The 12,972-nt window shown below is 49.3% G+C and carries 10 protein-coding genes; 2 read left to right on the top strand and 8 right to left on the bottom strand.

Going from position 1 to position 12,972, the window contains the following annotated elements; genetic code table 11:
* Window positions 1-48: 48 nt before the first annotated feature.
* Window positions 49-798, bottom strand: coding sequence for a Nif3-like dinuclear metal center hexameric protein (locus ACTHTJ_RS02150; RefSeq protein ID WP_070585199.1), 750 nt, complete (start codon window positions 796-798; stop codon window positions 49-51).
* Between the two features lie 175 nt (window positions 799-973).
* Here ACTHTJ_RS02150 and ACTHTJ_RS02155 point away from each other — a divergent pair, with 175 nt between their 5' ends.
* Window positions 974-1,900, top strand: coding sequence for a LysR family transcriptional regulator (locus tag ACTHTJ_RS02155; protein ID WP_070504237.1), 927 nt, complete (start codon window positions 974-976; stop codon window positions 1,898-1,900).
* A gap of 75 nt (window positions 1,901-1,975) precedes the next feature.
* Here the strand turns inward: ACTHTJ_RS02155 and ACTHTJ_RS02160 are convergent, their stop codons facing one another.
* The 3 genes from ACTHTJ_RS02160 to dnaJ form a co-directional block, all read right to left on the bottom strand.
* A complete protein-coding gene (locus ACTHTJ_RS02160; RefSeq protein ID WP_070843318.1) occupies window positions 1,976-2,626 on the bottom strand; it encodes a TIGR01621 family pseudouridine synthase in 651 nt (216 codons plus the stop codon).
* 1 nt (window position 2,627) lies between these two features.
* Entirely contained in the window at window positions 2,628-3,206 is a 579-nt protein-coding gene (locus ACTHTJ_RS02165; protein WP_070843317.1) for a TMEM165/GDT1 family protein, read from the bottom strand.
* Between the two features lie 291 nt (window positions 3,207-3,497).
* Window positions 3,498-4,637: a molecular chaperone DnaJ gene (dnaJ, locus tag ACTHTJ_RS02170; RefSeq protein ID WP_036493453.1), complete on the bottom strand. Its 1,140-nt coding sequence runs from the start codon at window positions 4,635-4,637 to the stop codon at window positions 3,498-3,500.
* A gap of 210 nt (window positions 4,638-4,847) precedes the next feature.
* Between dnaJ and leuS the strand changes: the two genes are divergently transcribed.
* On the top strand, window positions 4,848-7,478 hold the full coding sequence (gene leuS / locus ACTHTJ_RS02175) for a leucine--tRNA ligase (protein WP_440360817.1): 2,631 nt from the start codon (window positions 4,848-4,850) through the stop codon (window positions 7,476-7,478).
* 147 nt (window positions 7,479-7,625) lie between these two features.
* Here leuS and merA read toward each other — a convergent pair whose 3' ends face one another.
* The 4 genes from merA to adhE all read right to left on the bottom strand — a co-directional run bounded on the left by merA (window position 7,626) and on the right by adhE (window position 12,907).
* Window positions 7,626-9,266, bottom strand: a complete 1,641-nt coding sequence (gene merA / locus ACTHTJ_RS02180; RefSeq protein WP_070504225.1) for a mercury(II) reductase — start codon at window positions 9,264-9,266, stop codon at window positions 7,626-7,628.
* Between the two features lie 28 nt (window positions 9,267-9,294).
* Window positions 9,295-9,687, bottom strand: a complete 393-nt coding sequence (gene merR, locus ACTHTJ_RS02185) for an Hg(II)-responsive transcriptional regulator (protein ID WP_063068429.1) — start codon at window positions 9,685-9,687, stop codon at window positions 9,295-9,297.
* A 197-nt stretch (window positions 9,688-9,884) separates the two neighbouring features.
* Window positions 9,885-10,166 (bottom strand): helix-turn-helix domain-containing protein, encoded by a 282-nt coding sequence (locus tag ACTHTJ_RS02190; protein ID WP_070504222.1) that lies wholly within the window; start codon window positions 10,164-10,166, stop codon window positions 9,885-9,887.
* A gap of 125 nt (window positions 10,167-10,291) precedes the next feature.
* The gene (gene adhE / locus ACTHTJ_RS02195) at window positions 10,292-12,907 is read right to left on the bottom strand and encodes a bifunctional acetaldehyde-CoA/alcohol dehydrogenase (protein ID WP_070585208.1); all 2,616 of its coding nucleotides are present in this window, start codon (window positions 12,905-12,907) and stop codon (window positions 10,292-10,294) included.
* Window positions 12,908-12,972: the final 65 nt, after the last annotated feature.

Consider the following 12,972-nt stretch of genomic DNA (forward strand, 5'->3'; position numbering starts at 1 on the left):
AAAGCATTATTTAAAATAAGGTAAAGTTTTTATGATATTGCTCAATACTCAGGCAGGGTTGTTTTCATCAAAGTGAACCACTTCGATACCGAATTTTTCTGCCACGGCATCGCCTAAGGCGCGGACGCCGTAACGTTCTGTCGCATGATGACCGGCACTGATAAATGCCACACCCGTTTCGTTGGCAAGATGATATTGTGCTTCGGAAATTTCACCGGTCAGATACGCATCGACACCTTCGTCTGCGGCCGTCTGAAAAAATCCCTGCGCACCTCCGCTACACCAGGCAATACGTTTGATTTCGCGTTCAAGATCGCCGATAACGGTCGGCTTGCGGCCGAATACCGCCTCGATGCGTTCAGACAACTGCGCCAGCGTTTGCGTGGTTTTCAGGCGGCCTGTATTCAACAGATTTTGCTCGCCGAATTGTTTTTCGAGCACCCAATCGAGTTTCTCGGCCAACTGCGCGTTATTGCCCAATTGCGGGTGCGCATCCAGTGGCAGATGGTAGCCCGCCATATTGATTTGGTGTTGCAGCAAGGTTTCAATGCGTGCTTTTTTCCAACCGGTAATCGTGACAGGCTCGCTTTTCCAAAACATGCCGTGGTGAACCAAAAGCAGATCCGCTCCCTGCGCTACGGCAAAATCGATTGCTGCTTTGCTGGCGGTAACCGAAGTGGCGATTTTAGCAATTTCTTCTTTGCCTTCGACCTGCAGACCGTTGGGCGCATAGTCCTTAAACAGCCCGACCTGCAATGTCTCATCGCACCAAGCCAGAATTTCACGGCGTAAAGCCATATTCCGCTCCTTATATCTATCTTCAAAAACAGCTTCGCATTCTAACCGCAAAATCTGTTTATGCCTCAAATTCTTACATTCCGATTTCAGCAATCATTCCCAACATTAATCATTTGCACATCATCATGAATTATTTTAATATATCCCACCTTACCCACAGGCCGTCTGAAAACACATGGACTCTATTATCGAATTGCGTCATCTCAAAACCTTGCTGGCTTTAGAAGAAACCGGCAGCGTTTCCCTTGCCGCCAAACGGGTTTTCCTGACCCAATCTGCCCTGTCGCACCAAATCCGCGCCTTGGAAAATTATTACGAAACGCCGTTGTTTGAACGCAAATCCACACCTTTGCGCTTCACTCCGGCCGGTATGCGCCTATTGCAACTGGCGCGCGAATTGTTGCCGCAGGTTGCCGCCGCCGAACGTGATCTGGTACGGATTATCGAAGGCGAAGCGGGCGAACTCAGGCTTGCCGTCGAATGCCATACCTGCTTTGACTGGCTGATGCCTGCCATGGGTGAGTTCCGCCCCTTATGGCCGCAAGTTGAATTGGACATCGTTTCCGGTTTCCAAGCCGATCCGGTCGGACTGTTGCTGCAACACCGCGCCGACCTCGCCATTGTTTCCGAAGCCGAGCCGCTCAACGGCATCAGCTACCGCCCCCTGTTTGCCTATGAAATGGTCGGCATCTGCGCAGAAGACCACCCGCTTGCTGACAAAGACATTTGGGAAGCGGAAGACTTTATCGACGAAACCCTGATTACTTATCCCGTCCCCGACGAAATGCTGGATTTGCCCAAAAAAGTGCTGCTGCCCAAAGGCATTAATCCGCCGCGCCGCCACAGCGAGCTGACTATCGCCATTATTCAATTAGTTGCCAGCAAACGCGGCATCGCCGCCCTGCCCTATTGGACAGTCATGCCGTATTTGGAAAAAGGCTACGTCGTCCACCGCAAAATCACTTCAGACGGCCTACAAAGCAAACTTTATGCCGCCATTCGTACGGAAGACGCCAACAAAGGCTATCTGGACAACTTCTGCCAAATCACGCATGACCGCTGTTTTGCCGACTTGCCGGGCTTGAGCGAATTGGAAATGTAAACTTGAAACAATCAAAAGGCCGTCTGAACAATTTTCAGACGGCCTTTTTTAATATACACAAAAATTTCACTGCTTCTATTCGGACTCATCCGAGTTCAAACACGCCGACAAATCGATTTCAGACGGCCATGTTTTATCAGGCGCAACCCGAATATCGAAATGCTCGCCGCGATAGTCGAAAACCAAACGCCAAGCGTGCAAAAACAGATGTTCCGCCTCATCGCCGCCATACAGCGTATCGCCCAAAATCGGACTGCCTATGCTTTTCATGGCCACGCGCAGCTGATGGGTTTTGCCGGTAAACGGTTGCAACACAAACAGCCGCAAACCGGGCTTCAGGCTTTGGCTGCTGAAACGGGTAACGGCAAAATTATCCTCATCACGCGTCAGCTTCCATGTACCGCGCCGCGAACGCGCCATACTGCCTTTCACCCAACCCTGCTTTTTCGCCGGCTTGTGCGTACCGAGTGCCAAATAAGTTTTACGCATGGTTTTCTCGGCAAATTGCGCCGACAAAGCCGTCGCGCTGTCGCGGTTGAGCGCAAACAGCAACAGGCCGCTGGTGGCTTTGTCCAAACGGTGAACCAGCCACACGCGCTCAACGCCGAGCTGTTGCGCCAGCGAAGCAGTCAGGCAAACATTCCCTTCCGATTCGCTGTGCACCGATACGCCGCAAGGCTTATTGATGACCACAAAATCTTTGTGTTCAAAAACAATGTCCCACATTTCAGACGGCCTTCAACACAATACTGTCGCCAAGCAGGGTCAAAATACCCAGCAGGCAGAACAAGATACATGCGGCAATACGCACTGCTTTGGCCGGAATTTTACGCATCAGCATTTCGCCCAAATACACGGCAGGCACAGAAGCAATCATCAAACCGGCAATACTGCCGACCACGACCAGCAGGATAGATTGGTATTTTGCCGCCAAAAGAACCGTCGCAATTTGCGTTTTATCGCCGATTTCAGCCAAGAAAAACAGGACGACCGTCGCCGTAAATGCGCCGTATTTCAGCCACTTGCCGTCAGGGTCTTCGTCTTTATCCGGCAACAGCAGCCATAATCCAACCGCAATAAAACTGCCGCCGACCACCCATTTCATGACTTCGGGCGAAATAGCGGATGCCAGCCAGACACCGAGTGCGGCTGAAACAAGATGGTTCAACAGGGTTGCAATAAAAATACCGGCAACAATCGCGTTTTTGTGGGCAAAACGTGCAGCCAAAAAGAGCGCGAGCAATTGCGTCTTATCGCCAATTTCGGCAATGGCAACGCCCAGCGTCGAGGAGAAAAAAGCTTCCATGATTTAAGATACTCAACCGAAAAGCGGGCAAACAAAAAGCGCTGTGCATACCGCCCGCAAGGGTATGGACAACGCTTACGTCTTGCCTGTCTTCCGATAAAGCAGAGAAGATACCGCTGCCACGGCCCCACAAGCCGATTATGTTGACAACGGTTTCGGCATTGCGCCGAATGGCTACTCCCGTAAGAGTGAAGCGCGGATTTTACGGCAAACAAAAGTTTGAAGCAAGAAAAACAAAAGGCCGTCTGAAACCTGATTCAAGTAGGTTTCAGACGGCCTTTTTCACAACGATTAATTATCGGAGAACAAATCGCCTACTTTTTCCCAAAACGATTTTTTGCGCGGAGTTTGGCTGAGGTCGAGGCCGGAGGAGATTTTTTCAAATTCTTCCAGCAACTCTTTCTGACGGTCGGTCAGGTTGACCGGTGTTTCAACCAAAATGTGGCAGTACAAATCGCCGGTCGAGCTGGAACGCAGAGACTTGATACCTTTGCCTTTCACGCGCATACGGCGGCCGGTTTGCGTTTCTTTCGGAATGTGCAGTTTGACTTTGCCATCCAAAGTCGGCACTTCGACTTCGCCGCCCAATGCTGCAATGGCAAAGCTGATCGGCAACTCGCAATGCAAGTCCAAGCCGTTGCGCTCGAAGATTTTGTGCTGTCTCACGCGGACATTGACGTACAAATCGCCTGCCGGCGCGCCGTGTTGACCCGGCTCGCCCTCGCCGCTCAAGCGGATGCGTTGACCGTCGTCGATGCCTGCCGGAATGTTGACTTCAACCGTTTTGCTGGTTTTGGTGCGGCCTTCGCCACGGCATTTGACGCAAGGATCTTTGATTTCTTTGCCCGTACCGTGACAAGTCGGACAAGTCTGCTGCATTTGGAAAATGGCTTGGCGGACATGTACCGTGCCTGAGCCGTGACAGGTCGAACAAGTCGATGCGGATGTACCCGGTTTGGCACCTGAGCCGTGGCAGACATCACATTCTTCATAAGTCGGAATGTTGATGCGTTTTTTCACGCCTTTGGCGGCTTCTTCAAGCGAAATTTCTATGCCGACCTGCAAGTCCGCGCCGCTGTAATCCGGCTGGCGGCCGCCGGCACCACCGCCGAACATTTGGCTGAAAATATCGGAAAAATCGAAGCCTTGCGCGCCGCCGAACCCGCCAAAACCGCCGAATCCGCCCGCGCCGCCGCCCATGCCCTGCTCAAACGCGGCATGGCCGTATTGGTCGTACATGGCGCGTTTTTCCTTGTCTGACAAGGTATCGTAAGCTTTTTGGACTTCTTTAAATTTTTCTTCCGCTTCTTTGTTGTCAGGGTTGCGGTCGGGATGGTATTTCATTGCCAGCTTGCGGTAGGCTTTTTTGATTTCATCGTCGCTAGCGCTGCGGGCAACACCAAGTGTTTCGTAAAAATCTTTATTGCTCATAATTTTGATAGTGTTAAGAATGAATTCAAACTGGGTGGGATATGTGGGCGAGTATCAAAAACTCAAGTCAGTATTTTCAAGGCCGTCTGAAATTGTGCTTTTCCGACATCCAAACATTCAGACGGCCTTTGTCAAACCGACAGGCCCGACAACCTGCTATAATCCCATCTTTATTTTTTCCAACGTTTTCAAGCGAAAAACAGAATGACCATGCAAGAACATTACCAGCCCGCCGCCATTGAGCCTGCGGCGCAGAAAAAATGGGACGACGCCCGTATTTTCAACGTCTCCGAAGACGCTTCCAAACCAAAATACTACTGCCTCTCCATGTTCCCTTACCCCAGCGGCAAGCTGCACATGGGGCATGTGCGCAACTACACCATCGGCGACGTATTGAGCCGCTTCAAACGCTTAAACGGCTTCAACGTCATGCAGCCTATGGGTTGGGACGCGTTCGGCATGCCGGCGGAAAACGCGGCGATGAAAAACAACGTCGCCCCCGCCGCTTGGACGTACGACAACATCGAATACATGAAAACCCAGCTCAAAAGCCTGGGTTTTGCGATTGACTGGGAGCGCGAAGTTGCCACCTGCAAACCCGAATACTACCGCTGGGAACAATGGCTGTTTACCAAGCTGTTTGAAAAAGGCATCGTCTATCGCAAAAACGGCACGGTAAACTGGGACCCTGTCGACCAAACCGTCCTTGCTAACGAGCAAGTCATCGACGGGCGCGGCTGGCGCTCCGGCGCGTTGATCGAAAAACGCGAAATCCCGATGTATTACTTCAAAATCACCGATTACGCCGAAGAGCTGCTCAACGATTTGGACAAGCTGGAACACTGGCCGGAACAAGTCAAAACCATGCAGCGCAACTGGATCGGCAAATCTCGCGGCATGACCGTGCGCTTCGCCGTTTCAGACGACAGCAAACAAGGCTTGGAAGGCGATTACGCGAAATTTCTGCAAGTTTATACTACCCGCCCCGACACGCTGATGGGCGCAACTTATGTTGCCGTTGCCGCCGAGCATCCGCTGGCAACCGCCGCAGCCGCCGACAAACCCGAATTGCAGGCATTTATCGCCGAATGCAAAGCGGGCTCCGTTGCCGAAGCCGATATGGCGACGATGGAGAAAAAAGGCGTGCCGACCGGCCGCTACGTCGTCAACCCGCTCAACGGCGACAAGCTGGAAGTGTGGATTGCCAACTATGTATTGTGGGGCTACGGCGACGGCGCGGTCATGGCGGTTCCTGCGCACGACGAACGCGATTTCGAGTTCGCCACCAAATACAACCTGCCTAAAAAACAAGTCATTGCCGTCGGCGACAACGCATTCGACGCAGACCAATGGCAAGAATGGTACGGCGACAAAGAAAACGGCGTATTGGTCAACAGCGGCGACTTGGACGGTATGAATTTTCAGACGGCCTTCGACGCCATCGCCGCCAAGCTGCAAAGCCAAGACGCAGGCGAACCGAAAACCCAATACCGCCTGCGCGACTGGGGCATTTCGCGCCAACGCTACTGGGGCTGTCCAATTCCCATCGTCCATTGCGAAAAATGCGGCGACGTACCCGTCCCTGCCGACCAACTGCCGGTCGTTTTGCCTGAAAACGTCGTACCCGACGGCATGGGTTCGCCTTTGGCAAAAATGCCCGAATTTTACGAAACCACCTGCCCATGCTGCGGTGGCGCGGCGAAACGCGAAACCGACACCATGGACACCTTCATGGAATCGAGCTGGTACTTCTTCCGCTACATGTCGCCCAAGTTCGCAGAAGGCATGGTATCGACTGAAGCCGCGAAATACTGGGGCGCGGTCGACCAATACATCGGCGGTATCGAACACGCCATTCTGCACCTCTTGTACGCGCGTTTCTTCACCAAACTGATGCGCGACGAAGGCTTGGTCAATGTTGACGAACCGTTCGAACGCCTGCTGACTCAAGGCATGGTCGTCTGCGAGACCTACTACCGCGAAAACGACAAAGGCGGCAAAGACTGGATCAACCCTGCCGATGTCGAGCTGACTTTCGACGACAAAGGCCGCCCTGTTTCTGCCGTTCTGAAAGCAGACGGACTGCCAGTCGTCATCAGCGGCACGGAAAAAATGTCCAAGTCCAAAAACAACGGTGTCGATCCGCAAGAACTGATTAACGCCTACGGTGCGGACACCGCTCGCCTGTTCATGATGTTCGCCGCACCGCCCGAACAGTCCCTCGAATGGAGCGACAGCGGCGTCGAAGGCGCACACCGCTTCCTGCGTCGTCTGTGGCGTACCGTTTACGAATACCTGAAACAAGGCGAAGCAGTCAAAACGTTCGCAGGCAACCAAGACGGTTTGTCTAAAGAACTCAAAGACCTGCGCCACAAACTGCACGCCACCATCGCCAAAGTCAGCGACGACTACGGCCGCCGTCAGCAGTTCAACACCGCCATCGCCGCCGTAATGGAACTGCTCAACCAATACGATAAAACCGACACCGGCAGCGAACAAGGCCGCGCCGTCGCTCAAGAAGTATTGGAAGCCGCCGTACGCCTGCTGTGGCCCATCGTGCCGCACATCTGCGAAACCCTGTGGAGCGAATTAAACGGCGCGAAACTGTGGGAAGCAGGCTGGCCGACAGTCGACGAAGCCGCCTTGGTCAAATCCGAAATCGAAGTCATGGTTCAAGTCAACGGCAAACTGCGCGGCAAAATCACCGTCGCCGCCGACGCCTCCAAAGCCGACCTCGAAGCCGCCGCACTCGCCACCGAAGGCGCGGTGAAATTCATGGAAGGCAAGCCCGCCAAGAAAATCATCGTCGTACCGGGCAGACTGGTGAACATCGTGGTGTAAAGTCTGATTCGGCATTGATTGCTGTAATAAGAAAGGTCGTCTGAAAACTTGGGAACAGGGTTTTCAGACGACTTTTTTAAGGTAGATAGAGTTGTCTACATTACAGACCTCAAATAACTTAAATCTCAAAATCCTAAAAAAGTTCCCTTAGCCTGCACAACAAGATAATTTCGAAATATCTTTATCGAACGTAAGTGCAACTAATTTTAGCCCTTCAGCCATTGTTAAATATGGTGCTAGGGTTTCTGTTAAATCTTCTATCGTTAAGCCAAATTTAACAGCTAATGATGCTGCATAGATGACATCTCCTGCATTTTCAGATACAATATGAACCCCTAATACTTTTAGTGTTTCTGCATCTGCTACTAGTTTAAATACACCGATTGTTTCACGGTTTACAATTGCTCTTGGAACAGCATCTAAAGGTAATACAGATGTCTTCACATCATACCCTTTCTCTTTTGCTTGTTCTTCTGTTAAACCAACCGTTGCAACCGTCGGATTCGTAAACGTAACAGCAGGAACTACCGATAAATCTATTTTTTTGTTTAATCCACCAATAGCATTATCAGTAATAATTCCACCTTCATAGGCTGCTACATATACAAATTGTGGTCCTAAAGTCACATCTCCTGCTGCATAAATCTTTTCATTACTTGTTTGACCAAAATCATTGATCAGGATTTCATTATTTTTTCCAGTTTCAACACCTGCTGCACTTAAATTTAAAGAATCCGTATTTGGTTTTCTTCCAGTGGCAACAAGTAACTGATCTGATTCAATGACTTCTCTACTGCCATTTACTGTTACGTAAACCCTTTTTATCTCTCCACTTTGTTCAACACGCTCAAAAGTTGCCCCTTTGACAAGGTTTATACCCTGTTCAATTAACGCTTTTTCAACTGACTCTGAAATCTCAGGATCATACTCCTTTAAAAGTCGCTCACTTCTTTGCATAAGCGTTATTTCTGAACCTAAATGATGAAATAGTTGTCCAAGCTCCATTCCAATGTATCCTGAACCAATTACAGTTAATCGTTTTGGTATTTTCTTTAACTCAAGAAGTGTTGTACTAGTTAAATAGTCCATTTTTTCAAGTCCTGAAATTTGGGGCAACGAAGGCGATGCACCTGTTGCAATTAAAAAGCGTTTTGCAGATAACTTTGCCCCATTGACCTCAACCGTACTAGCATCAACGAATTTTGCTTCACCTTTAATTAAATCAAAATTATATTCATCAATTAAATCCATATATTTTTGATTCCGAAGTTCGCTCACCAATTTATCCTTTTGCGTGATTAAACTAGCTAAATCCACTTCTCCAGCGGATGTTTGTAAACCTATAAACGGATTGTCTTTTGATAAATGATTGATTTCCCCTGCCCTAAGAAGAGTTTTTGACGGAACACAGCCAATATTCACACAGGTTCCCCCAACCGTTCCACGCTCAATCATTCCAACTTTTGCACCGTATTCTATAGCTTTAATTGCCGAAGAAAAGGCAGCAGCACCAGAACCAATAATAAGAAGGTCATAATTGTCTTCATTAATTAACGCCACGTTTTCTAGTGATGATACTTCTTCAATTTCTCCGGCTTGGTAATTTGCTTCATCAATCGCCTTTATTGCACTTTCAACCTCAATATCATCGGGCAGTTCAAATACTGCTTCACCACGACGATAACTAGACTCAATATTTTTAGCACCTATCTTTTCAAGTGCTGATTCCACGTGTTTTTCACAACCCGTACAAGTCATTCCTGAAATGTTTACCTTAAATTTATTCATAAAAAAGCTCCTTTCGTTAATTAATCTCTCATGTTAATGTTTCTATTATTGGACACGAATGTAATTGCTTTTCATCTGGACATCGTTGTTTTAAGTCGTCTAACATAGTTTCAATTCGTTTTAAATCCTCTATTTGTTTTTGCACTTCCTTTTGTTTTTTAGAAACAAATTCGAACATATCTTGACAACGAACTTCATCTTTATCTACAACACCAAGTAATTTATAAATCTCGCTTAAAGAGAAACCAAGTTCCTGTATTCGTTTAATAAACCCAACACGCTTAACGTCATCATATGAATATATCCGATAACCAGCTTCCGTTCGGTGAGGTTCTTGTAATAAATTTTTTCGCTCGTAATATCTGATCGTTTCTTTATTAACTCCACATTTATCTGCAAACTTACTAATGCGATAAATCATCTTATTTCACCCCCTGAATATTATAAACCATGTACCATAGTACACGGTCAAGTAAATTGGACTATTTTATTTTTTTCCCAAAGTATCACTCGTATGTGATTGATACTTTTATATAATACTATTGATTATCCTAACATCCCACCAGAAAATCCGATTTAAACACCAGTTGTTTTTAAACTATTAAGAAAGTAATTCCACTATATATTCCGAAGACCCAAAAAACCATACGAATCAGTTAGATTCATTATCACAGTTCCCGTCATTAACATAGCCCTTAAAAGTTCAGGCAAAGAAATATCTAATGCGCTAGCCAAACGAATAAGATTTAATAGGGCAGGGTTACGCTCTCCACGTTCTATCATTCCGATATAAGTCCGGTACATATTCACTTTTTCAGCCAATGCTTCCTGACTTAAATCCTGGAGTTGTCTTAAATGACGAACATGTTTGCCAAATTGTTTTAAAATTTCTGATTTCATGATGACTATTCTTAATGTTTGCAAATTAAATTCCACATACAATAAGTATCAACTTTAGTTCTAATACGAAAGGCCGTCTGAAACCCTATATTCAGGTTTCAGACGGCCTTTTTAACTGCCCGATTTTATTCGCCGTAATAGGCTTTGGTCAGGATTTCTTCCATATCGGCGACCATGGCGAGGCGTGGGTTGGCTGGGGTGCATTGGTCTTCAAAAGACATCATGGCCAGCTCTTTTCTGCCGTCGAGGAAGGTTTTCTCATCGATGCCCTGCTCTTTAAACGACATTTTGATGCCGACGTTGACCGCCAGCTCATGGCAGGCTCGGGCGAAGGATTCGACGCCTTCTGCCGGTGTGCTGCACGGCAGGCCTAAAGTACGGGCGATTTCCTGATATTTCAGGTCGGCTTTGTAGTAGTTGTACTTCGGCCAAGTGGCGGTTTTCTGCGGACGCGTGCCGTTGTAGCGGATGACGTGCGGCAACAAGATGGCGTTGGCACGGCCGTGCGGAACATGATATTTGCCGCCGATTTTGTGTGCCATCGAGTGGTTTATGCCCAAGAACGCATTGGCAAACGCCATGCCTGCGATGGTGGAGGCATTGTGCATATGCTCGCGCGCTTCTGGATCGGCCGCACCGTGTTTGTAGGAGCGTTCGAGGTATTGGAACACGAGCTTGATGGCTTGCAGGGCGAGGCCGTCTGTAAAGTCGTTCGCCAGTACGGAAACGTAGGCTTCTACGGCGTGGGTCAGTACGTCCAAACCGGTATCGGCGGTTACGCCTGCCGGTACGGTCATGGTAAACGCAGGATCGACAATCGAAATGGTCGGTGTCAGCGAATAGTCGGCAATCGGATATTTTTTGTCGCCGTCGCTGATGACGGTAAACGGCGTCACTTCCGAGCCTGTGCCCGATGTGGTAGGAATGCCGATAAATTTGGCTTTGCGGCCCAATTCAGGGAAGCGGAATGCGCGTTTGCGGATGTCCATGAATTTTTGTACCAAGTCTTCAAAATCGACTTGCGGCTGCTCGTAGAAGAGCCACATGGCTTTGGCCGCATCCATCGGCGAGCCACCGCCCAGCGCGATAATGGTGTCCGGCTGGAAGCTGCGCATCAAATCCGTGCCTTTATAGACGGTTTGGACGCTCGGATCGGCTTCGACATCGGTAAACAGCTGGATGGTCACTTTGTTTTTGCGTTGATGCAGTTGGTGGGTGATTTTATCGACAAAGCCCAGGTCAACCATCGAACGGTCGGTCACAATCATGACTTTTTCGCAGTCTTTCATGTCTTGCAGATATTGGATGGAATCGCGTTCAAAATAGATTTTGGCGGGCACTTTGAACCATTGCATGTTGTTTCTCCGACGGCCTACTTTTTTGATGTTTAACAGATTGACTGCGCTGACGTTACCGCCGACGGCGTTTTTACCGTAAGAGCCACAACCGAGGGTCAGAGAAGGCAGGAAGGCGTTGTACACGTCGCCGATACCGCCGAAGGTGGAAGGCGAATTCCAAATCACGCGCAGCGCTTTGACGCGGGAGCCGAATGTTTTGACCAATTCTTCATCGGCAGTATGGATGGCGGCGGAGTGTCCCAAGCCGTCAAAGGCGACCATTTCTTCGGCGAACTTCAAGCCTTGTTCGGTCGAATCCGCCTTAATCATGGCCAAAACAGGCGAAAGTTTCTCGCGGGTCAGCGGCTCGTTGGGGCCGACTTCGCGGCATTCGGCGATGATGATGTTGGTTTTTTCAGGTACTTTAAACCCAGCCTGCTCGGCAATCCATGCCGCCGGTTTGCCCACGACGGCAGAATTGAGTTTCGCGCCGCCGCAGCTGGCGCAATTCGCCGTTACGCCGAAGATAAACTCTTCGAGCATGGCTTTTTCTTTTTTGTTGGCAAAGTACACGCCGTAGGATTTGAACTCTTCGGCCAACTCTTTGTAAATCTCTTTATCGGCAATCACTGCTTGCTCGCTGGCACACACCATGCCGTTGTCGAAAGATTTCGACATCACAATATCGTGCGCCACCTGTTTGATGTCCGCCGTTTTTTCAACATAAGCAGGTACGTTGCCCGCTCCGACGCCGAGCGCAGGTTTGCCGCAGGAATACGCCGCTTCCACCATCGCATTGCCGCCGGTCGCCAAAATCGTTGCCACGCCCGGATGCTTCATCAGCGCGGAAGTGCCTTCCATAGACGGCTTTTCAATCCACTGGATACAGTTTTCCGGCGCACCGGCCGCAATCGCCGCATCGCGTACAATACGCGCTGCATGGGCGGAACACTGCTGGGCGGACGGGTGGAACGAGAAAATAATCGGATTGCGGGTTTTCAGTGCAATCAGGGATTTAAAAATGGTGGTGGAAGTCGGATTGGTTGTCGGCACGATACCGCAAACCACGCCGACCGGATCGGCGATTTCGGTAATACCGGTTACATCGTTTTCACTGATGACGCCCACGGTTTTCAAATCACGCAGGCGGCGCACGACGTTTTCGCAGGCAAACAGGTTTTTCGTCGCCTTATCCTCAAACACGCCGCGTCCCGTTTCTTCCACCGCGTGCATGGCGAGTACACCATGTTTGTCCAGCGCGGCGATAGAGGCTTTGGCAACAATAAAATCAATCTGCTCCTGATCCAGCTTAAGAAACTCGTCCAATGCCCGTAAACCCTTTTCAACCAGGCTGTTTACCTCGGCTACGGCTGGGCTGACGACGTTGTCGGCTGATGCGTTCATGGTGTATCTCCTTAATAAAAGGTGGCAATAAGGTCAATAAATTTTCACTACGATAACTATAGGTA

The sequence above is a fragment of the Neisseria sp. P0018.S001 genome, from assembly GCF_051957355.1.
In the GTDB taxonomy this organism is placed as follows: domain Bacteria; phylum Pseudomonadota; class Gammaproteobacteria; order Burkholderiales; family Neisseriaceae; genus Neisseria; species Neisseria subflava_A.